A 20,628-nucleotide genomic window follows, 5' to 3' on the forward strand; every position below is an offset into this window, starting at 1 on the left:
TCCCCCCGACACCGTCGGGGGGACGTACCGAACAGCCGCCCTAGGACTGGGGCCGCCGTCCGTGGTTGGCCGGGTGATTGCGGCGTGCCTTCTTCTTCCGGCGTCGCTTCGAGGACATGCGTGCCTCCTTCGCAAGACGTCCGATCGGTGCGCGTACCGTGTCAGCGCGCGTCCGTCCATGCCGTCCGTCCACGATTCCACGCACGGCCGGGCCGTGCCAATCGGCGCGGCGCGGACGCCGTGGAACTCACGGACCGCGCCGGTGACGAGCCCGGCCAGGCGACGTCGTCGATCGCGAGCCACGGCGCGCCGGCCACGGCCGTGGGGGTGAGGCCGGTGAACGCCTTGACCTCCCGGTGCAGGTGGGACTGGTCGGTGTAGCCGCTCTCGAAGGCGACCGCGGCGGGGGCCAGGCCGGCCGCGAGCAGATGGGCGGCGTGGTCGAACCGCACCAGCCGGGCGGCCCGCTTGGGCGTGATGCCGAGCTGGGCGTGGAAGCGGGCAGAGAGCCGCTTGCGGCTCCAGCCGACCTCCTCGGCCAGACCGTCGACCCGTACGCGGCCCCGGCCCGCGAGCGTCGTCCGCCAGGTGTGGGCGACCTCCGGATCGACCGGACGCCGGTCCGCCGTGCGGCGGCGGAGGATGTCAGCCGCGACCGCGAACCGCTCGTCCCAGGACCCGGCGGCGCGCAACCGGTCCTGGACCCGCTCCGCCTCACGGCCCCAGACGTCCTCGAACGACTCCACCCTCCCGCCGAGCCCCGCCGACGGGCCGAGCACCGCGGCCGCCACCGCCGGTTCCAGCCGGATCTGCAAACACACGCCCACCCGGCCCGCCACCCTGAGCTCCCCTGGGGCGAGCCCGACGACGAAGCTGCCGGGCCCGCGCCGGTCCCGGGCGCTGTGCAGGATGCCGTCGCCGTCACTCAGGTCGATGAGCAGGGTGACGGACGGATGGGCGACCATGGCCATGTCCACGAAGGCGGACACGTGCTGACTGAACCCGGCCATGCCGACCCCCGCCAGCCGGGTCGAGGGACGCGGGACCGCGACGTCCACGACCGACCAGTCCGGCGGCGCCTCGGCCGGAGTGTCGGCAGGTACGGGGCCCGATGCGTCGGTCGGTGTCTCGGTGGACAACACGCCGCCAGTCTAGGTCTCGGGGCCGACGGCCGGGAGGTCCGCGTCCCGGGCGGTGAAGCCGAGCAGCAGCTCGCCGGTCGGCCCGGGCGCCTCCAGCGGCGGCAGGTGCCCCACGCCCGGCAGCAGCTCGAGCCGCGCGTGCGGCACGGCCTCGTACCGGTGCGCCGACGACGGCTCCCAGCGCGGGTCGGCGGCGCCGAAGAGCACCAGCACCGGAACGGTGAGGGCGGCGAGACGTTCGGGCACGCCGCGCTCGGCGAGGTAGGCCGTGTTCCCGCGGGCCACCGTCCGGAAGGAGCGGTACGAGATGTCCCGCACGTCGTCGATCATCTCGGCCGGGACCTCCACGGGGCCGGCGGCCGTCGCGGTGATCGCCTTGCGGAGCATCGCGTCCGTGCGCCGCGGCCACAGGAGCGGGCCGAAGGGCGGGGCCAGCAGCAGCCGGAGAATCATCGGCTGCGGAAGGAGCGCGTCCAGACTCGGGCCCGTGCTCACCAGGGCGAGGGCGCCCACCAGGTCGGGACGCCGCTCCGCGAGCGCCGTGGCGACGTAGCCGCCGCTGGAGTGGCCGGCCACGGTCACGGAACGCAGGCCGAGGTCGTCCAGGAGCGCCGCCAACCGGTCCGCCTGCTGCGGCACGTCGTACGACGGGGTGGGCGGCGACTTGCCGCAGCCCGGGAGGTCGACGCGCAGGACGCGACGGTGCTCGGCCAGCGCCGGGACCACCCGGCCCCACGACGCGCCCGAGGCGCCGGAACCGTGGATGAGCAGGACGGGCGGCGCCTGCGGCGGGCCGTCGTGGACCACGTGCATGCCGTGCGAGAGATCGGCGTCGTACTGACTCATGCGGCAAGGGTGCGCCCGGTGCCGGTCCCGGGTCTTGTACGAATGTCGCCGCACCCGCCGCACCCGCCGACGATCAGGCGCGCGGGGCCCCGCGCACCGGATGCTTGCTCAGGACGGAGACCCGGTTGAAAGCGTTGATGCTGATCGCCACCCAGATCACGGCGGAGATCTCGTCGTCCGACAGGACACCCCGCGCCTCGGCGTACGCGGCGCTCTGCGCCCCCGCGTCGGCGGGATGCGTGGTGGCCTCCGCGAGGGCCAGCGCGGCGCGTTCCCTGGGCGAGAACAGCTCGGTGTCCCGCCAGGCCGGCAGCACGCCGAGCCGCTGGGTGGTCTCGCCGCCGCGCAGCGCCGCCCTGGTGTGCGCGTTGAGGCAGTAGGCACAGGCGTTGAGCTGGGAGACGCGGATGTTGACCAGTTCCACGAGGATCCGGTCGAGCCCGGCCGCCTCGGCGACACCCCGGACCGCCTCCGCCGTGGCACGCAGCGCCGCGTAGGCCTCCGGGCTCTGCTTGTCGACGAACACACGTCGTTCGCCGGTGCCTCCAGGGGTGCCTGCGTCGGTGCGTACAGGCGTCTGTGTCATGTGGGGTGCCTCCGTCGCGCGATACGGTTTCTCACGTCCTATCATCGAACCATAGAAGTTGAAATTAAAACTTTCTGGGCGAGTGGGAGGACCGAGCGGTGAGCAACACGGAGACGCATCCCGCCGAAGTCAGGTGCGGGGCAGGGGAGGAAGGGGCGCCCGCAGCCGGCGTGGAGATCCTGACGGCGCGGGACGTCCCGCTCGGCGGACCGCGCGCGATGACGGTGCGCCGCACCCTGCCGCAGCGGGCCCGTACGCTGATCGGAGCCTGGTGCTTCGCCGACCACTACGGCCCCGACGAGGTCTCGCGGTCCGGCGGCATGGACGTGGCCCCCCACCCGCACATCGGGCTCCAGACGGTCAGCTGGCTGTTCAGCGGGGAGATCGAGCACCGGGACAGCGTGGGCAGCCACGCGCTCGTCAGGCCGGGCGAGGTGAACCTCATGACGGGCGGTCACGGCATCAGCCACTCCGAGGTGTCCACGCCGGACACCGCGGTCCTGCACGGCGTCCAGCTCTGGGTGGCGCTGCCCTCGGAGCACCGCGACACCGCTCCGGCCTTCCAGCACCACGTCCCCGCCCCGGTGGCCCTGGACGGCGGCGAGGCGCGCGTCTTCCTCGGCTCCCTCGCGGGGGACACCTCGCCGGTCGGCACCTTCACGCCCCTGCTCGGCGCCGAGGTGACCCTGGCCCCGGGCGCCACCGTGACCCTCGACGTCGACCCCGGCTTCGAGCACGGCGTCCTCGTCGACAGCGGCGACGTACGCCTCGACGGCACGGTCGTGCACCCCGCCGAACTGGCGTACGCCGCACCGGGACGAAGGACTCTCACGCTGACGAACGGGGCAACCGGCTCCGCACGGCTGGTGGTCCTGGGCGGTCCCCCCTTCCCGGAGGAGATCGTCATGTGGTGGAACTTCGTCGGACGCACCCACGACGAGATCGTGGCGGCCCGGGCGGACTGGGAGAACGAGTCGGAGCGTTTCGGCCGGGTCGAGGGCTACCCCGGCGACCGCCTCCCGGCGCCCGCGCTCCCCAACGCCACCCTCTCCCCGCGCAGGAACCCGAGGCCGTAGCGACCCCGCGAGGAGTCACTCCGGCCAGGCGGAGTTCTCGATCACCTCGACGAAGTCCGTGCGCCGGAAGCCCGGCAGGAAGTGCTCCAGGACGTCCGCGTTCACCGTGCCGAAGGTGGTCTGCGGACGGTGCCCGAAACCGTCGGTGAACGCCTGGAGGATCTGCTTCTTGAAGTCCGGGCGGGGGTGGGCGGCGGTGACCGCGTCGATCTCCGCCCGGGTGATGCGGGCCAGGTTCAGACCGAGCACGTCCGTCTCGACGCCCGCGGTGGTCGCGGCGATCTCCGGCGCCAGCTTGTAGGGGACCTCCGGCGTGGTGTGCAGCGCGACGGCCGTCCACACGGTGTCCGCGTCGGTCTCCGGCACGCCGTGGGCCAGCAGGAACGCCCTTGCCTGGTCCGCGCCGTCCATCTCGAAGCGCTGGTCGTCGCCGCGGTAGGGCGGCACCAGGCCGGTGTCGTGGAAGAGCGCGGCGACGTACAGCAGCTCCGGATCCGGCCGCAGGCCCAGGGCGGCGGCCTGGAGACTGCCGAACAGGTAGACGCGCCGCGAGTGGTCGAAGATCAGCGGCGGTGTGGTGTCACGGACGAGTTCGGTCGCCTCCCGCGCCAGCGAGCTGTCGGGGATGGCGATTCCGGCGATGGTCTCCGTCATGGTGGTCCTCCCGGGACGATGCCTGTCGTGTCGGTTCCCACCCTGCGCCGGACGGCCGGACCGCGTCCGCTGCCCGATGGCCACGAACCCCTCGGAACCGGTCATGACTGCCGCGCGTCACGACTCCCGGGAGGTGGTGGCGAAGCGCTGCTGGTACCGGATGGGGGACAGTCCCAGGTGCCGGGCGAAGGCCCGGCGCAGACTCTCGTAGCTCGGGAAGCCCGATCGGGTGGCGGCCTCCGTGGCGTTGTGCCCGGCGTCGAGCAGGGCCTTGGCCATGTCGAAGCGGATCAGCTCCACGTACTTCATCGGGGTCGTGTCCAGCTCCGCCCGGAACATGCGCGTCAGATGCCGCGGGCTGACCCGCACGCGGGCCGCCAGCGCCTCCAGACCGTGGTCCCCCGTCGGATCGCCCTGCACCGCCTCCTGGACCAGCCGCAGCACCGGCGTGCGGGGAGCCGGACCCTGGAGCGAGGCGGAGAACTGCGACTGGCCGCCGGCCCGCTGCATGTACACCACCAGCGAGCGGGCGACCTGACGGGCCAGGCCGGGGCCGTGGTCCTCCTCCAGCAGGGCGAGGGCGAGGTCGATGCCCGCGGTCACCCCGGCGGACGTGTACGTGCTGCCGTCCTTCACGAACAGCGCGTCGGCCTCGACCCGTGTCGACGGACACCGCCGGGCCAGCGTCGCGGTGTGCTGCCAGTGCGTCGTCGCGCGCCGGCCCTCCAGCAGGCCCGCGGCGCCGAGCACGAAGGCGCCGGTGCACACCGAGGCGATGCGCCCCGCACGTTCCGCCAGTGCCTTCGCGGCCGCCCCGAGGACGGGGTCCACGGGGGAGCCGGGCAACGCGTCGCCGCCGACGACGACCAGTGTGTCGTGGGCGGCGACGGCCTGCGCGTCCGAGTCCGCCGGCACCCGCATGCCGATGGACGAGCGCACCGGCGCACCGTCCGCCGAGACGATGCTCAGCCGGTAGTCCGCCCCGAACCGGTTGGCCTCGCTGAACACCTCGGCCGGACCGGACAGGTCGAGCAGCTTCATGCCGTCGAACACGAGCACGACCACCCTGTGCGGTCCCGCTGCCATTGCTTCCTCCGCCATCCGCTTCGTCCGTCTGCTTCGTCGTGAGCTGGTCATTATGGGTGAAAAATGAGGTATGTCGGTTATCGGCGTAAGGTGGCTGGCGCGGATCAGTCACCTACGCGGAAGGATCAGCCATGGGCACGGTCACGACCTCCGACGGTACGAACATCTTCTACAAGGACTGGGGCCCGCGCGACGGCCTGCCGATCGTCTTCCACCACGGCTGGCCGCTCAGTGCCGACGACTGGGACAACCAGATGTTGTTCTTCCTCTCCCACGGCTATCGCGTGATCGCCCACGACCGCCGTGGCCACGGACGCTCCGACCAGCCCTCCACCGGCCACGACATGGACACCTACGCCGCCGACGTCGCGGCGCTGACCGAGGCCCTCGATCTGCGGGGCGCGGTGCACATCGGGCACTCCACCGGCGGCGGCGAGGTCGCGCGCTACGTGGCGCGGGCCGAGCCGGGACGGGTCGCCAAGGCCGTACTCGTCAGCGCCGTCCCGCCGGTGATGGTGAAGTCCGACACCAACCCGGACGGCCTGCCGCTCGAGGTCTTCGACGAGTTCCGCGCCGCCCTCGCCGCCAATCGCGCGCAGTTCTACATCGACGTGCCCTCCGGTCCCTTCTACGGCTTCAACCGGGAGGGCGCGACGGTCTCGCAGGGGCTGATCGACCACTGGTGGCTCCAGGGGATGACGGGCGCGGCCAACGCCCACTACGAGTGCATCGCGGCGTTCTCGGAGACCGACTTCACCGACGACCTCAAGCGGATCGACGTCCCCGTCCTCGTCGCGCACGGAACGGACGACCAGGTCGTGCCCTACGCGGACGCGGCGCCGAAGTCGGTCGAACTCCTGGCCAACGGCACCCTGAAGTCGTACGAAGGGCTCCCGCACGGCATGCTCTCGACCCATCCGGAGGTCCTCAACCCCGACCTCCTGGCCTTCGTGAAGTCCTAGCCCCGGTGCGGTCGTGAGCGGGATCCCGGAGGGCGGGGCCGGTGCGGCCCTGCGTGCCCTGCTGACGGACTCGGTCGTCGGACTCGCCGTATGGGACGCCGACCTGCGGTGCGTCTGGGTCAACGACGCCCTCGCACGCTACGACGGAATCGCCCGCGAGCGGCGACTGGGCCGCCGCCCGCGGGAGTCGCTGACCGGGGACGCCGACGAACTGGAGGCGCTCGTACGGCGGGTGCTGACCACCGGCCGGTGTGTCACCGGCCGCGAGTACCGGGTCCCGACGGAGCCGGACGGCCGCCGCGACCGCGCCTTCTCCGCCTCCTTCGTGCGCCTGCACGACGCCGGCGGCCGCGTCCTCGGTGTGTGCATGCTGATGCTGGTCGTCACCGACCGGCGGTGGGCGGGCGACCGGCTGGCCGTGGTCAGCGAGGCCGGCACCCGCGTCGGCACCACCCTGGACGTCATGCGCACGGGACAGGAACTGGCCGACTTCACCGTGCCGTTGATCGCCGACTACGTCACCGTCGACCTGACGGAGGCGGTGCGGCTCGGCGAGGAGCCGCTCGACCGGCTGGGCCGCTCCCAGGGACGGGTCCCCAAGTTCCGGCGCGCGGGCAGGGCCTCGGTCCACACCGGTTCCCCGGAGTCCCTGTGGCTGAACGGCGAGGTCGTCTACGTCCCCGAGACCTCGCCGTTCATGCAGGTGCTGTCCTCGGGACGCCCCCTGCTGCAACCCGTGCTCGACCCCTCCCACGAGGCCTGGCTGGCCGACGACCCGGCGAGGGCCGCGAAGATCCGCGAGTTCGGCATGCACTCGCTGCTGATCCTGCCGATCCACGCCCGGGGCGTCCTCCTGGGCGTGGCGGTCTTCGTCCGCACCGCGAACCCGACGCCGTTCGACGACAACGACCGGCTGCTGGCCGAGGAACTGGTGGCCCGGGCCGCGCTCAGCCTGGACAACGCCCGGCGCTACACCCGGGAGCACAACACCGCCCTCGCTCTCCAACGCAGCCTGCTGCCGCGCCGGGTGCACGGCGGAACGGCCATGGAGGTGGCCGCCCGCTATCTGCCGGCGGACGCGGAGGAGGGCGTCGGCGGCGACTGGTTCGACGTCATCGGCCTGCCCGGCGGCCGCCTCGCGCTGGTGGTGGGCGACGTGGTCGGGCACGGCGTGAACGCCGCGGCCACCATGGGCCGCCTGGGCATGGCCATCCGCACGCTCGCCGACCTCGACCTGCCGCCGGACGAGGTGCTGACCAGGCTGGACCGGACGTTCATCCGGCTGACCGAGGACGAGGACGAGGAGGAGGGCGGCAGGGAGGTCGCGGCCATGAGCGCGACCTGCGTCTACGCGGTCTACGACCCCGCGACCCGGGCCTGCACGCTGGCCCTGGCCGGGCATCCGCCGCCCGCCGTCGTGCACCGGGGCGGTGACTACTCGTTCCCCGACCTTCCGCACGGCCTGCCGCTGGGCGTCGGCCTGCTGCCGTTCCCCACCGCGGAGTTGGAGCTGCCCGCGGGCAGCCTGCTCGCCCTGTTCACCGACGGGCTCGTCGAGGAGCGCGACCAGGACATCGAGGTCGGGCTGCGACGGGTGGGGCGCGCCCTGGCCCGCGGCGCCTCCTCCCTGGAGGACCTGGGCACGGCGGTGATCGGCACCCTGCCCGCCACACCGCCGCCCGACGACGTCACCCTGCTGCTGGCCCGCGGCCTGTGAGGGGGTGCCCCTCAGGGCGCCGATTCGCGCAGACGGCGGCCGGCCGCCTTCGCCTGATTGCCGCACCGTCGCATGGAGCACCACTTGCGCGGTCGGCCGCCACCGGAGTCGAGGCAGAGCATCCGGCACACCTCGGAGGCGCAGGCGGTCAGCCGGGAACGGCGTGCCTCGTCGGTCATGAGATCGATCAGGTCCCGGGCGACCAGCGACAGCAGGGCCTCCTTGCTCAGTGCCCGGCGCCCCTTCGCCACCCACGCGCCATCGGCCGTCAACTCCAACCGAGGGGGCGGGAGGTCGGTCCGTGCGAGGAGATTGACCAGGTCCACCGACTGCTGCCGCGGCCGGTGCGCGTCGAGGGCACCGGAGGCGATGTCGTGGGCGGCCGCGCGCAGTGCGTGCAGCGACCGCAGGACGTCCTGGGGGTCGTACCCGTCCTCCAGCGTCACCCCCACGCCCCGGCACCAGGCTTCGAGGCGTTCGGCGTCGCCCATCCGCTCGACGGGGACCTCGGGCCTGCGGCCCACGGTGGCCACCAGGTTCAGGCACAGGGTTCCGGCGTCGAAGTGAAGCGCCCGCAGTTGGGCGGTGACCCTTCTGCGGGGCGGATCGTGCTGCACGGCGTCCATGGTCTTATAGTAACCGTTCGAATGGTTACTAAGAGAGCGGGGGCGGAGTCATGCGTATCGCGGTGATCGGAGCGGGCGGCGTCGGGGGCTACTTCGGAGCGCGGTTGGCCGCCGCGGGCAACGAGGTCACCTTCGTGGCCCGCGGCGGGCACCTGGAGGCCATCCGCCGGTCCGGACTGGTCGTCCACAGTCCCCTGGGGGAACTGCGCACCTCGCCCGACTCCGTCGTGGCGAGCATCTCGGAGCTGGGCCCCACCGACCTGGTCCTCGTCGCCGTGAAACTGTGGGACACCGAGGCCGTGGCGGAGGAACTGCGGACCTCGGCGGCGCACGGGGCGCCGGTGCTGTCCCTGCAGAACGGCGTGCACAAGGACGACGTCCTGCGCGGCCGGCTGACGGACGAACAGGTCCTGGGCGGGGTCTGCTTCATCTCCGCGTTCATCGAGGAACCGGGCGTGGTCAGGCACAACAGCTCCCTGCAGAAGGTCGTGCTCGGCCCCTACCGGTCCGGGTCGACGGCGACCGCTCGGGCCGTGCTGGGCACGTTCCGTGAGGCCGGGATCGACGCTGAGGGGAGCGACGACATCGAGAGGGCGATCTGGGAGAAGTTCGTGTTCCTGGTGGGCCTGTCGGCCACCACGGCGGCCGTGCGTCAGCCGATCGGCGTCGTCCGCGCCGACGAGCGGAGCAGGCGGCTCCTGTACGAGGTCATGGCCGAGACGGTGGCCGTGGCGCAGGCCTCCGGAGTGCGGCTGGACAGCGGCTTCGCCGCGGACCGGCTCGACTTCTGTGACACCCTCCCCGCCGCCATGACCTCCTCCATGCACAACGACCTGGAGAAGGGCAACCGCCTCGAACTCCCCTGGCTCAGCGGGGGAGTCGTGGACCTCGCCGACCGGCTGGACGTGCCCGTACCGCGCAACGGGACGGTGGCGGACATCCTCGCGCCGTACGTCCTCGGCCGGCCGGCCGGATCGTGACCGGCGCGGAGGTCTACTTCCCGACCCGGGCGAGGAAGTCCCGCATGTGACCGGCGATCTCCTCCAGGTGGGTCTCCAGGGCGAAGTGCCCGGTGTCGAGGAGGTGGATCTCGGCGTCGGGCAGGTCGCGCCGGAACGCGAGGGCGCCGTCGGGGCCGAAGATCCCGTCGTTCGCTCCCCATACGGCCAGCAGCGGTACCCGGGTGTCGCGGAAGTACTGCTGGAGCCGGGGGTAGAGGACAACGTTGGTCGGATAGTCGCGGAACAGCGTGAGCTGGACGGCGTCGTTGCCGGGCCGGTCCAGCAGGGCCTGGTCCAGGGACCAGGTGTCGGGACTGACGAGGCTCCGGTCGCGGACCCCGTTCAGGTACTGCCAGCGGATCATCTCGGGGCTCAGCGCCGCTCGGGCGGCGGCCTCCGTCTCGGGAGTCGGGTCGTCGGTGTAGGCGAACAGTCCGTCCCAGAAGTCCTTGACGAAGCCGTCGGTGTAGCCGTTGCCGTTCTGGGTGACGATCGCGGTGATGCGGTGCGGGGCCCGGGTGGCGATCCGCCACGCCACCGGGGCCCCGTAGTCCTGCACGTACACCGCGAAGCGCTCCACCCCGAGCCGGTCCAGCAGGCCGACGGTGACGTCCGTGAGGGAGTCGAAGCTGTAGTCGAAAGCTTCGGCCGCGGGCATGGCCGAGTACCCGAAGCCGATCATGTCGGGTGCGATCACGTGGTAGGTGTCCGCGAGCTTCGGGGTCAGACCGCGGAACATGTGGCTGCTCGTCGGGAAGCCGTGCAGCAGCACGACGGTCGGTGCCTGCGGATCACCGGCCTCCCGGTAGAAGACGTCCAGGCCGTCGACGGTGGCGGTCCTGTGGTGCACGGCGACACTCATGGCATACCCCTTAGGTCACTTTTAGTGGTTAGGTAGAGTCCAGCACTCCGCGAGCTAACCTGTCAAGCGCGCGTAAGGGGTTAGGTGAGGTTGTTGTAACCTGCCAATGTCGATGAAACGGTTAGGAGTGAGAGCGGTGAGCGACAGGGTCGCGGAGGACGTCCTCCTGGAACTGCTCAACACGACACCCGTCGTGCGGGACTCGGTGCGCGACGCTCTGGGTACGCCCGCCGAAGGCCGCGCGTGGGCGCGTGGTCATGGAGGCACCGGCTCGGACGAGGAGGCCGCCTTCCTGGTCGCCGTGCGCGACGCCCTCCAGGACGTCGTCCGGGGGCGGCGGGACCCCGCGTGCCTGGGCGGGTTCCTCCAGGGTGTCAGCAGGCTGCCGGTCGTAGAGGACGGCGGGCTGCGATGGGTGCTCCAGGTCCCCGACGCGCACCGCCTGGCCGTCGAGCAGGTGCTGACCTGGGCGCACGTCGAGGAGACCAGGCCGGGACGGCTCAAGCCGTGCGGCAATCCGGAGTGCCGGCGCTTCCTGCTGGACCGGAGCAAGCCCAACAGTGCCCGATGGTGCTCCATGGCCGAGTGCGGGAACCGGATGAAGGCCCGGCGGCACTACCAGCGCGCCAAGGAGGCCCAGGCGTAGGCGGAGCGGGCCCGGGCGTCAGGCCGCCGCCATCGCCTCGTGCTTCCAGAAGCCCGAGAAGGTGATGCGCTCCTTCGGCAGCCCCAGCCGGTGCAGATGCCGGCGTCCCTCGGTGGCCAGGGTCGACTCGCCGACGACGAAGGCGTAACCCGACCCGTCGGCGCGGGTCAGCCGGCGCAGTTCGCGGAGTGCGGCGGCCCCGGGGACCGAGGTGCCGTCCCGTCGCACGACCCAGGAGACCGTCACCCCGGCCGGGGCGTTCAGCTCGCGGCGGTCGGCGTCGGTGGGGATCTCCTGGATCAGCCGGCCCACCGTGCCTTCGGGCAGCGAACGCATGATGCTCGCCGTGGCCGGCAGTCCGGTCTCGTCGGCCACCACGGTCACCTCGGAGGCGTCGGGCGGACAGTCGAAGAGGACGCCCTGGTCGAGCAGGGCGAGCGCGTCCCCGGGCCGGGCGCCGCAGGCCCAGATCGCGGCCCTGCCCTCGACCTCGCCGGTGGGACCCCGGTGGACGACGAAGTCGATGTCCAGCTCGGCCGTCGTGCGGCGGTAGTCGGCCACGGAGTAGTTGGCGCAGTGCGGCCGCTCTTCCTCCGGGATGGCGAGGTACGGCTGCCACCACTGCGAGCCCGTGAACTCCGGCAGACGCAGGTCCCGTTGGTGGGGGAGCTGGAGGAACAGGCGGAACCAGTGGTCGTACCCCAGCCACGGAAAGCCACCGAGCCCCGGCCCGGTGACCGTGACGCGCTGCATGGACGGGGAGACCCGCCGGGTCCGCACCACGCGGGCGCGGAACATTTCCGGATGCTGGGGCGTGAGCCGCCGAACCTTCGCCATGAAGGCAAGGCTAGCCTAAGTTGCGTTCGATTCCGAGTCCGTGATCTCCAGCCGCACACCCCGGGTCCGGTCGGACGCCGGGCCCGTCTCCAGCTCGATCCACCCCGGCTCCACGACCGGGCGCAGGTCGCGCCCCACCGAGGCCAGTGTGTCCGGGCCCACCTCGAAGACCGCGTCGGCCTCCGCGCCGGGCGCGAGGCTCAGGCGGACGAAACCCCGCAGCTCGCGCACGCGCGGCCAGGACGAACCCCCGGACAGGCGACGCACGTAGAGCTGGACCGTCTCCTCGGCGGGCCGCGCCCCCGTGTTGCGGACCGCGACCCGGCAGGTCAGGCGCGGTGAGCGGGTGCCGACCCGGGCGTGCGACAGGCGCGGTGCCCCGTACGCGACGCTCGTGTACGACAGACCGTGCCCGAAGGCGTGCAGCGGCCCGGCGCTCTGGTCGACGTATCCGCGGTAGCGGTGGTACTTCCTGTTGTAGTAGACGGGCAGTTGGGCGGCCGAGCGGGGCACGGAGACCGGCAGCCGCCCGCGGGGATCCGCGTCGCCGAACAGCACCTCGGCCACCGCACGCCCGCCCCGCGGCCCGGGATACCAGGCGCTCAGCACCGCCGCCGCGGGCGCGTCCAGCTCGGGCAGGGCGTGCGGGCGGCCCTGGACCAGCACCACCACGACCGGGGTGCCGGTCGCCGACACCGCAGCCAGCAGGGCCCGTTGCCCGGGCGGCAGTGCCAGGTCCGCGAGGTCCACCCCCTCGCCGCACGTCATGCCGGACGGCGCCCCCGGACCGGTGACGGCCGCCCCGTTCGCGTCGAAGACCGTGTCCGGGGACCGGGCACTGGAGCCCCCCAGCACCAGCACGGCCACGTCGGAACCGGCCGCCAGCGCGACGGCCGCGGGGACGTCCGACGCGTCGTCACCCACCAGGCCGCACCCCCGGCCGTGCACCACCTCGGTGCCCGGCCCGACCGCCGCCCGGACGCCCTCCAGCACGGTGATCCCGCAACCGGGCCGCTGCGGCGCCGTGTAGTCGCCGATCTGCTGCGCCACGGAGTCGGCGTTGGGACCGAGCACCGCGATCCGCCGCACCGCACGGGACAGGGGGAGGACGCCGCCCTCATGGGCGAGCAGCGTGACCGACGCACGGGCGATCCGCTCGCCCAGCTCGGCGGGGTCCGGCAGATCCACCGCCTCGGACCGGGCCGGAGGCAGCGGCTGTTCGAACAGGCCCAGACGGAACTTCAGCGTGAGGACCCGCGCCACCGAGGCGTCCAGCACCGACTCCGGCACCAGGCCCCGTCGCACCGCCTCGCCCAGGGAGGCGAAGGAGTCGTCCCACAGGCTCAGGTCGCACCCGGCGTTCAGGGCAAGCGCCCCGGCCGGCACCGGGTCGCCGGTCAGCCGCACCAGGCGGTCGATCGCGGTGCCGTCCGCCATGACGACGCCCTCGAAGCCCCACTCCGCACGCAGCAGGTCGGTCAGCAGATACCGGTTCGCGACGCAGGGCAGGCCGTCGAACTCGTTGTAGGCGGCCATCACCCCGGCCGCACCGGCGGCCACCCCGGCCCGGGCCGCCGCCAGGTGCACCTCGTGCAGTTCGCGCGGCCCCAGCTCCGTCGCCGCGCTGTTGCGGCCGCCGACCGTGGCGCCCTGCCCGGCGAAGTGCTTGAGGACCACGGCCACCCCCGCCCGCCGCGCACCCTCGACCAGCGCCTCGGTCATCCGCGCGGCGAGAAACGGGTCCTCCGTGAAACACTCCTCGCTGCGCCCCCAGCGCGGATCGCGCACCAGGTCGAGCGCGGAGACCAGCGCGATGTGCGCGCCGCGCGCCCGCAGTTCGGCGGCCGCCCCGGCCACCGCGTCGGCGTACAGGCCGGGATCCCAGGTGGCGCCGGCCGCGAGGTTCACCGGGAGCACCGTCCCGTCCAGCGCCTGGTGGCCGTGCGGCATCTCCTCGACCAGCAGGACGGGGATGCCCAGCCGGGTGTGGTCCATGACGTACCGCTGCACGGCCGCCGCCGTCCGCGCCCCGTCCCGTGCGTCGAGGCCGTCCGCGAAGCCGACGCCGGACCAGGCGTCGGCCCGCTGCAACCCGTACAGCGCGCCCATGCCGTCGAAGGCGGCGACCTCGGCGCGGAAGGCGTCGGTGAGGCGGTGTCCCTCCCCGGCGCGCTCGTAGGCGTCCCAGCCGTACATGCGCTGGTTGACCTGACCGACCTTCTCCGCGAGCGTCATGCGGCCCAGCAGGTCACGGACGCGGTCCGGCACCGGCGCGGCCGGGTCGCGGTAGCGGGGGAGGGTCATCGCAGCTCCAGCACGGCCACGCCGTACGCGTCGAGCGCCACATCCTCCACCGGGGCGCCGTCGGTCAGGCCGTGCAGCTTCCCCTCGGCGGCCGGACGGACCACCAGCGGGTCGGGACTCTGGCTGACCAGCCACACGAAACGGCGGCCGTCGGCGTGGACCAGGACGTCCGCCGACACGTGCGGGTCGGCGACCGTGACGGGCCGCCGCACCCCCGCCACCTGTGCCAGCGCGCCGTAGAGACGCTGCGTGACATCGGGGTTGACGCGCGCCGTGCGGGCCGCCATGTGCTCCAGCGGATAGGTGGACAGCACCGTCCGGCCCACCCCCGTCTCATGGACGACCAGGGCCGGCCGCCCGTGGGCGTCCACCGCGACGACCCGGCCCGCGCGCGGTACGACGGGCAGGTAGGCGCGGCTGTCCTCGTTCCCCGCCACCGGGAAACGCAGCACCTCGCCGGCCCGCAGGTCGCCGAAGTCCTCGGTGAACGTCATCTCCAGCACGTCGTCCTCGATGGGTTCGGCGACGCCGTAGGACAACTGCAGCTCCACGCCGAAGAGCCCGTCGAGGTCGTCGAACCAGGGGCCGCGGGTGACCGGGTGTTCGCCGGAGCAGAAGGACAGGTACACGGTGGCGCCCTCGGCGGCCCGGCGGGCCAGCTCCCTGCGGGTGCGGGTGGTGAGCTGCCGGGTGGCGGGCAGCAGGTAGAGCGACGCCTCGCCCGGCATCCCGTCGGCCTCACGGGTGAGCGCCACCGGCAGGTCGGCGGCGCGCGCGGTGACGTAACCCTGGTGCAGGGACGTGAAGATGAGCGGTCGGTCGGCGGGACGGCTGTAGGGGTAGCCGCGTTCGAGGAAGGCCGGTACGACGAGGGCGGCGTCCGCGTCCGTCCGGGAGCAGCGCGTGAAGTCCACCGCCTGCAACACCCCCGCGAAGGCGGCCAGTTCCCGCAGGGGTTCCTTGGGCGCCCCGGTGGAGTCCGTGATGCCGAAGTGCATCTCGAAGGGATGGTGGTCGTAGGGGGACTGGTCCCACAGGCCGTCGTAGTCGGTGTTGTTCCAGGCGAGCCAGCCGGTCGCCCCGCCCAGCAGCGAGTTGTGCAGGGTCTGCCGGTAGAAGATCCCCGCGTTGGCGGCCGACACCGTGTCGGTGGACAGCCCGAACTCCTCCAGCACGACCGGCTGTCCGGTCACCGAGGCCAGCTCGCACTCGAAGGCGGCCCGGTAGTGCTGCCGCGGCCGGTCCGTGTCCGAGCGGTACACGTGCGGGCCCACGAAGTCGACGTACTCGGCCGTCTCGCGCAGCGAGAAGCCGTTGTCACGGCCGGTCACCTCGATGCCCCACGCCCCGTCGCCCAGCGACACCGGCTGCGTCGCGCCCGTCGCCCGGACCGCGTTGCACATGGCCTGGGCCCACGCGGTCACCACGTCGGTGGAGGGCGGGTCGACCTGGTAGATCCGCCCGTACCCGGGCATCTCGTTGGTGATCAGCCAGCCCGTGACCGCCCGGTGGTCCTTGAAGCGCCGGGCCATGCGGGAGACGAACCACGCCTGGCGGCCCACCATCCACACGTCCTCGTACAGATCGCGGTTGCCGCGCCAGACGGGGTCCCAGTTCTCGCCGGACATGTGGCCGACGATGAACGTCGGTATGGTCCCCATGCCGGTCTCCACGTGGGCGTCGAGGAAGTCCTCGAAGCGCGCGCACAGTTCGTCGTCGATCCGGTCGGGCTCCGGGTGGAAGTCCGGCCAGTAGAAGAAGGACCGGGTCGTGTTCAGGCCGTGGTCGGCGAGCACGCGCAGCTCTTCGCGGACGACGGCAGGGTCGTAGTTCCGCCACATCAGCGGGCCGCCGGTGCGGGACCAGAAGTTGGCGCCGAGCCAGGGCAGGACGTCGGTCTGGTGGGTGAGCTGGGCGCTGTGGCGTCGCATGGTCCTTCTCGGGTGGTGGGGTGCGGATGGTGCGTGGCCGCGGCCTGCCGCGGCCGGGTGGTGGTCAGGTGGGGGCGGGCCCCGTGGACTCGCGTACGACCAGGCGCGGCCGTCCGGCGAGGGCGGTGTCCTCGACCTCCTCGCCGCACAGGGCGAGGAGCATGCGCGCGGCGGCCGCGCCCACCCGCTGCACCTGCTGGTCGACGGTGGTCAGCCGGGGATGGAGCCAGGAACCGAGCGGCAGGTTGTCGTAGCCGACGACGGACACGTCCCGGGGCACGGCCAGTCCGGCGCGCTGCGCGGTGCCGATGCCGCAGACCGCCATCGAGTCGTTGGCGTACACGATCGCCGTGGGCCGGTCGGCCGAGTCGAGGAGCGCCTCGGTGGCACCGACGGCGCGCCGCTCGCTGAAGTCGGTGGGCAGCACCGCGAACGGGCGCAGGCCCGCCTCGCGCAGGGCGCCCTCGAAGGCCGCCCTGCGCACCCGCGTGTGCTGGAGCTCGGGCGGCCCGCTGACGTAGGCCACGCGCCGGTGGCCGAGGCCCAGCAGGTGCGTGACGGCCTCGGCGATCCCGGCGCCCTGGTCGCTCAGTCCGACGCGCGGCACGACGGCCGTGCCGTCGGGCGAACCGAGCAGCACCGCGGGAAGCCCGAGCCGGGCGAGCAGCGCGGGACGGGCGTCGTCGTCGCGGGCGTCGGTGAGCACGGCGCCGTCCACCCGGCCCTCGGCCGCGAGCCGCTCGTACAGCGCGTTCTCCTCGCGGTGACCGCTGACCAGGTGCAGCAGCAGACCGTAGCCGCGCGGCGCCAACTCACCCTCTATGCCGGTGATCAGCTCGCTGAAGTGCGGGTCGGAGCCCAGTACGTCCGTGGGGCGCCGCACCACCAGGGCGAGGCTGCGGGTGCGGGCGTTGCGCAGCGCCGCGGCGGAGGCACTGGGCGACCAGCCCAGCTCCAGCGCGGCGTCCAGGATCCGGCGGCGGGTCGCCTCGGAGAGCCGGCCCTTGTTGTTGAAGGCCTGGGACACGGCGGCCGTCGACACCCCGGCCGCCGCCGCGACCGCCTTGATCGTGGGCCGGCGTCCGGCCCGCTCGGTGGAGACGCTCACATCTTCACCGCCCCGCTGACCAGGGCCTGCTGCATGCGCTTCTGGAGCAGGGTGTAGACGAGCCACACCGGCACCAGGGTCAGCACCGTGCCCGCCGTCAGCACGCCGTAGTCCGTGCCGGTGATCGACTTCAGCGTGGGCAGGGCCACCTGGACCGTGCGCTGCGCCGGGTCCGGGCCGATGATGACCAGCGAGTACAAATACTCGTTCCAGAAGGTCAGGAAGTTCAGCAGCAGCACGGTCGCGATGCCCGGCAGGCACATCGGCGTGTACACGTGCCGCAGCACCGCGAAGGTGGACGCCCCGTCCAGCCGGGCGGCCTCCTCCATCTCCGGCGGGATGGTGCGCATGAACTGCACCAGAATCACCACCGACAGCGGCAGCGCGGTGGCCGGGAGGAAGAGCACCATGAAGATCCGGGTGTGGAACAGCCCGGTGGCCGCCGCGAGCAGGAAGGTGGGGAAGAGCGCCGCGAAGGTCGGGATCAGGAAGCCCAGCGAGAAGACCTTCTCGACCACGCCCGCCAGCCGCCCGGTCGAACGCGCCAGCGCGAACGCGGCCGGGATCGCCAGCAGCAGCGTGAGCGCCAGCGAGAACACCGTCACCAGCGCCGAGTTGACGACCGCGAGCCCGAGGTCGGCGCTCTCGAAGGCCGTGCGGAAGTTCCCGAATCCCAGGGAGGACGGCGGGGCGAAGGGGTGCGCGAAGATCTCGTCGTTCGACTTGAAGGCCGAGGCGAGGAAGTAGTACAGCGGGACGACGAGCAGTACCGCGTACGTCCACACCAGGATGTGGGCCGGGAGCCAGCGCTTGCCGAGCTTCATCCGTGCTGCTCCGATCAGTAGGTCTGGCGGAAGACGCGGCGGATCGTCAGCAGCCCGACGAGTCCGGCGAGGAAGAGGAGGACGCCGACGGTCTGGCTGTAGCCGAGGTCGGCGGCGATGAACGCCTTCTGGTAGACGAGGAACGACAGCGTGGTGGACGACGTGCCGGGGCCGCCCTGGGTGAGCAGCAGCACGTGCTGCGCGGAGCCGAACAGCGTCCACAGGAACTGCAGCATCGTCACCACGCCCACGTAGTCACGGATGACGGGGAAGTGGACCGACCACATCGTCCGCCAGTGCCCCGCCCCGTCGAGCTGCGCGGCCTCCCCCAGCTCGTCCGGCACACTGCCCAGCCGGGCGGCGAACAGTACGGCGGTGAAGCCGATGCCCGCCCAGATGTCCAGGGCGATCAGACACGCCAGGGCCGTCGACGGCGAGGCCAGCCAGGCGTCGGCGAGGGAGCCGAGGCCGACGCTCTCCAGCCCGCCGTTCAGCAGGCCGTCCGGCGACAGCGCCGCGTAGAACACCATCGCCTTCGCCGGCGTCGAGATCAGCCCCGGGATGAAGAGCAGGTAGCGGATGACCCGGTGACCGGGCGGGCGCTGGGCCACGTAGTACCCCAGCATGAACGCGCAAACGATCATCACCGGGACGGCGACGGCCAGTTGTACGGCGGTGTTGCGGACCGCGTCCCAGAACACCGGGTCGTCCAGCACCACCCGGGCGTTGTCGAGACCGGCGAAGGACACCGGCTGGAGCATGCCGGGCCAGTGCAGGGCCGCGATCACGAAGATCGCGAGCAGCGGCCCGACCATGAAGACCAGGTACCAGAGCAGCGCGGGCACCGCGAGGACGGTGCCGCCCTGCCGGCGCCGGCCCGCGGCCGGGGCGGGGGAGGGCGGCGGGACGGACCTGCGGGCCGCACTCCCGTCCGGCGTCGTCGTGAGCGTCGTCATGCGGTGACTCCCGGGGAACGGGTGGGACGGGGGAGGGGGACGAAGGGGGCAGCGGTACCGGAGGCGGACGGGCGGCTCATACGGACCGGTACGCGGACTCGAGTGCGGCGCGTACCCGGGCCGGACTGGTGCCGCGGGTGAACGACGTGCTGGTCGCGGTGATCAGCGGCTGTGCGGCGGCGGGCGGCACGTACACGTCGGGCAGCAGTACCTGGCTCACCTCGGAGCCCAGCCGCTGGGCCGCCCCGACCAGCGGGAAGCCGGTGGAGACGGCGTCCGTGCGCAGGGCCATGTCCCGGCCGCTCTCCGTCACGAACCGCGCCACGATGTCGGGGCGGTACATGAACCGCAGGAACTTCTCGACGTGCTCGATCTTGCGGACGCCGTTGGGGCTGATCCAGAAGCCGATGAGGGTGTAGGCGCGGATGACGGTGGGACCGTCGTGCGCCGCCCCGTCGGCCAGCGGCCAGCCGCCGACCTCCGTGTGCCCGGCCACCTTCTCGGGCACCTTGGCCAGGGCGGAGGACATCGCCGACTGGACGGCCGCCTCCTCGGTGTTGAACTGCGTGGTCATCGAGTCGGAGGTGAGGCCCTGGGCCTTGTCCGCGAACACACCGGAGTCGCGCAGGTGTGCGAAGTACTCGATGCCCAGGCGGGCGCCGCGACCGCCGAAGTCACCCGTGGAGTAGACGTGCCGGGCCTCGTCCTGGGACAGGAACGTCTGGATGATCTGCGCCAGCAGCTTCTGGCCGGTCCAGTCGTTGCCGCCCACGGTCACCGGGGCGATGCCCTTGGCGCGCAGCCTGCGGGCCGCGGCGATCAGCTGGTCCCCCGTGGTGGGGATCGTGTCGACCCCGGCCCGGTCGAGCAGGGCGCGGTTGTAGGCCACGGGCCAGTTCGTGGCGAAGTAGGGGAAGGCCCGGACCCGGCCCTCGTCGTCGGTCCAGTCGGTCAGTGCGGCGGGCAGGACGCGTCCGCGCAGCCCCCAGTCGTCGAGATAGGGCTTGACGTCGACGGTCGCGCCGACATCCGTCCAGGCCAGCGTCTTGTCGTACAGGTTGACCATCACGACGTCGGCCTCCTTGCGGGCCAGCCGTGAGGTCTCGTAGACCTGGGCGAGGTCGTCGCCGTTGACGAGGTTCTTGACCTTCACCCCCGGGTTCTCCTCGCGGAAGCGGTCCACGGCGGCGAGATAGGTGGGGGAGCCGGGCGCGGTGGTGCCGAGCTGGGTGTGGACGACGAGGGTGTCCGGGTCGGAGTCCGCCGACGCCAGCGACGAGCAGCCGGACAGAGCGGGCAGGGCAGCGGCCGCGGCCAGACCGGAACCGGCGGCGAGCAGTTCGCGCCGTGTCAGCGATGAGCGCACAGGGGTGGTCTCCAACCAAGCGGTTAACGATTGGTTAATCGATGTACCTCGTGAGGTGCGAGGACTGTATGGAGTGGCGGGACCACGGTCAAGGGGGT

At 72.5% G+C, this 20,628-nt stretch carries 19 protein-coding genes; 5 read left to right on the top strand and 14 right to left on the bottom strand.

Translation table 11 applies throughout. The features are described from left to right. Positions 1–161: 161 nt before the first annotated feature. The 3 genes from ACFYZ3_RS11960 to ACFYZ3_RS11970 form a co-directional block, all read right to left on the bottom strand. The gene (locus tag ACFYZ3_RS11960) at positions 162–1,142 is read right to left on the bottom strand and encodes a helix-turn-helix domain-containing protein (protein WP_388515720.1); all 981 of its coding nucleotides are present in this window, start codon (positions 1,140–1,142) and stop codon (positions 162–164) included. A 9-nt stretch (positions 1,143–1,151) separates the two neighbouring features. After that, entirely contained in the window at positions 1,152–1,988 is an 837-nt protein-coding gene (locus ACFYZ3_RS11965; RefSeq protein ID WP_388515722.1) for an alpha/beta fold hydrolase, read from the bottom strand. Between the two features lie 73 nt (positions 1,989–2,061). After that, complete coding sequence (locus ACFYZ3_RS11970; RefSeq protein WP_388515724.1) at positions 2,062–2,574, bottom strand: carboxymuconolactone decarboxylase family protein; 513 nt, start codon at positions 2,572–2,574, stop codon at positions 2,062–2,064. 98 nt (positions 2,575–2,672) lie between these two features. On the opposite strand from ACFYZ3_RS11970, the gene ACFYZ3_RS11975 reads away from it, so the two are divergent. Beyond that, positions 2,673–3,650, top strand: a complete 978-nt coding sequence (locus ACFYZ3_RS11975) for a pirin family protein (RefSeq protein ID WP_388515726.1) — start codon at positions 2,673–2,675, stop codon at positions 3,648–3,650. A gap of 15 nt (positions 3,651–3,665) precedes the next feature. Here the strand turns inward: ACFYZ3_RS11975 and ACFYZ3_RS11980 are convergent, their stop codons facing one another. Both ACFYZ3_RS11980 and ACFYZ3_RS11985 read right to left on the bottom strand, forming a co-directional pair. Continuing rightward, entirely contained in the window at positions 3,666–4,304 is a 639-nt protein-coding gene (locus ACFYZ3_RS11980) for an HD domain-containing protein (protein WP_388515728.1), read from the bottom strand. A 117-nt stretch (positions 4,305–4,421) separates the two neighbouring features. Beyond that, complete coding sequence (locus ACFYZ3_RS11985; RefSeq protein WP_388515730.1) at positions 4,422–5,390, bottom strand: GlxA family transcriptional regulator; 969 nt, start codon at positions 5,388–5,390, stop codon at positions 4,422–4,424. A gap of 131 nt (positions 5,391–5,521) precedes the next feature. On the opposite strand from ACFYZ3_RS11985, the gene ACFYZ3_RS11990 reads away from it, so the two are divergent. Beyond that, positions 5,522–6,352 carry an alpha/beta fold hydrolase gene (locus tag ACFYZ3_RS11990; RefSeq protein WP_388515732.1) on the top strand — a complete coding sequence of 277 codons (831 nt, stop codon included), beginning with the start codon at positions 5,522–5,524 and terminating at the stop codon, positions 6,350–6,352. Positions 6,353–6,365: 13 nt separating this feature from the next. Further along, positions 6,366–8,069 (top strand): SpoIIE family protein phosphatase, encoded by a 1,704-nt coding sequence (locus ACFYZ3_RS11995; protein WP_388515734.1) that lies wholly within the window; start codon positions 6,366–6,368, stop codon positions 8,067–8,069. Positions 8,070–8,080: 11 nt separating this feature from the next. Here the strand turns inward: ACFYZ3_RS11995 and ACFYZ3_RS12000 are convergent, their stop codons facing one another. Continuing rightward, positions 8,081–8,695 (bottom strand): CGNR zinc finger domain-containing protein, encoded by a 615-nt coding sequence (locus ACFYZ3_RS12000; RefSeq protein WP_388515736.1) that lies wholly within the window; start codon positions 8,693–8,695, stop codon positions 8,081–8,083. A gap of 50 nt (positions 8,696–8,745) precedes the next feature. Here ACFYZ3_RS12000 and ACFYZ3_RS12005 point away from each other — a divergent pair, with 50 nt between their 5' ends. Then, the gene (locus tag ACFYZ3_RS12005) at positions 8,746–9,675 is read left to right on the top strand and encodes a ketopantoate reductase family protein (RefSeq protein ID WP_388515738.1); all 930 of its coding nucleotides are present in this window, start codon (positions 8,746–8,748) and stop codon (positions 9,673–9,675) included. Between the two features lie 13 nt (positions 9,676–9,688). On the opposite strand, the gene ACFYZ3_RS12010 is transcribed toward ACFYZ3_RS12005, so the two are convergent. Continuing rightward, positions 9,689–10,558, bottom strand: a complete 870-nt coding sequence (locus tag ACFYZ3_RS12010; protein ID WP_388515740.1) for an alpha/beta fold hydrolase — start codon at positions 10,556–10,558, stop codon at positions 9,689–9,691. 136 nt (positions 10,559–10,694) lie between these two features. On the opposite strand from ACFYZ3_RS12010, the gene ACFYZ3_RS12015 reads away from it, so the two are divergent. After that, positions 10,695–11,204 (top strand): CGNR zinc finger domain-containing protein, encoded by a 510-nt coding sequence (locus ACFYZ3_RS12015; protein WP_388515741.1) that lies wholly within the window; start codon positions 10,695–10,697, stop codon positions 11,202–11,204. Positions 11,205–11,222: 18 nt separating this feature from the next. Here ACFYZ3_RS12015 and ACFYZ3_RS12020 read toward each other — a convergent pair whose 3' ends face one another. The 7 genes from ACFYZ3_RS12020 to ACFYZ3_RS12050 form a co-directional block, all read right to left on the bottom strand. Next, positions 11,223–12,041: a siderophore-interacting protein gene (locus tag ACFYZ3_RS12020; protein WP_388515743.1), complete on the bottom strand. Its 819-nt coding sequence runs from the start codon at positions 12,039–12,041 to the stop codon at positions 11,223–11,225. A 15-nt stretch (positions 12,042–12,056) separates the two neighbouring features. After that, a complete protein-coding gene (locus ACFYZ3_RS12025; RefSeq protein ID WP_388515745.1) occupies positions 12,057–14,345 on the bottom strand; it encodes a glycoside hydrolase family 3 N-terminal domain-containing protein in 2,289 nt (762 codons plus the stop codon). Continuing rightward, the gene (locus ACFYZ3_RS12030; RefSeq protein WP_388515747.1) at positions 14,342–16,276 is read right to left on the bottom strand and encodes a cellulase family glycosylhydrolase; all 1,935 of its coding nucleotides are present in this window, start codon (positions 16,274–16,276) and stop codon (positions 14,342–14,344) included. Before ACFYZ3_RS12030 ends, ACFYZ3_RS12025 begins: the two co-directional genes overlap by 4 nt. Before the next feature lie 64 nt (positions 16,277–16,340). After that, positions 16,341–17,384, bottom strand: coding sequence for a LacI family DNA-binding transcriptional regulator (locus ACFYZ3_RS12035; RefSeq protein WP_388515749.1), 1,044 nt, complete (start codon positions 17,382–17,384; stop codon positions 16,341–16,343). After that, positions 17,381–18,208 carry a carbohydrate ABC transporter permease gene (locus ACFYZ3_RS12040; RefSeq protein ID WP_133884699.1) on the bottom strand — a complete coding sequence of 276 codons (828 nt, stop codon included), beginning with the start codon at positions 18,206–18,208 and terminating at the stop codon, positions 17,381–17,383. The genes ACFYZ3_RS12035 and ACFYZ3_RS12040 overlap by 4 nt, the downstream gene beginning before the upstream one ends. A 14-nt stretch (positions 18,209–18,222) precedes the next feature. After that, on the bottom strand, positions 18,223–19,164 hold the full coding sequence (locus tag ACFYZ3_RS12045; protein WP_388515751.1) for a carbohydrate ABC transporter permease: 942 nt from the start codon (positions 19,162–19,164) through the stop codon (positions 18,223–18,225). Between the two features lie 76 nt (positions 19,165–19,240). Beyond that, positions 19,241–20,530 carry an ABC transporter substrate-binding protein gene (locus ACFYZ3_RS12050; RefSeq protein WP_388515753.1) on the bottom strand — a complete coding sequence of 430 codons (1,290 nt, stop codon included), beginning with the start codon at positions 20,528–20,530 and terminating at the stop codon, positions 19,241–19,243. Positions 20,531–20,628: the final 98 nt, after the last annotated feature.

The organism is Streptomyces sp. NPDC001599, assembly GCF_042893535.1.
In the GTDB taxonomy this organism is placed as follows: Bacteria; Actinomycetota; Actinomycetes; order Streptomycetales; family Streptomycetaceae; genus Streptomyces.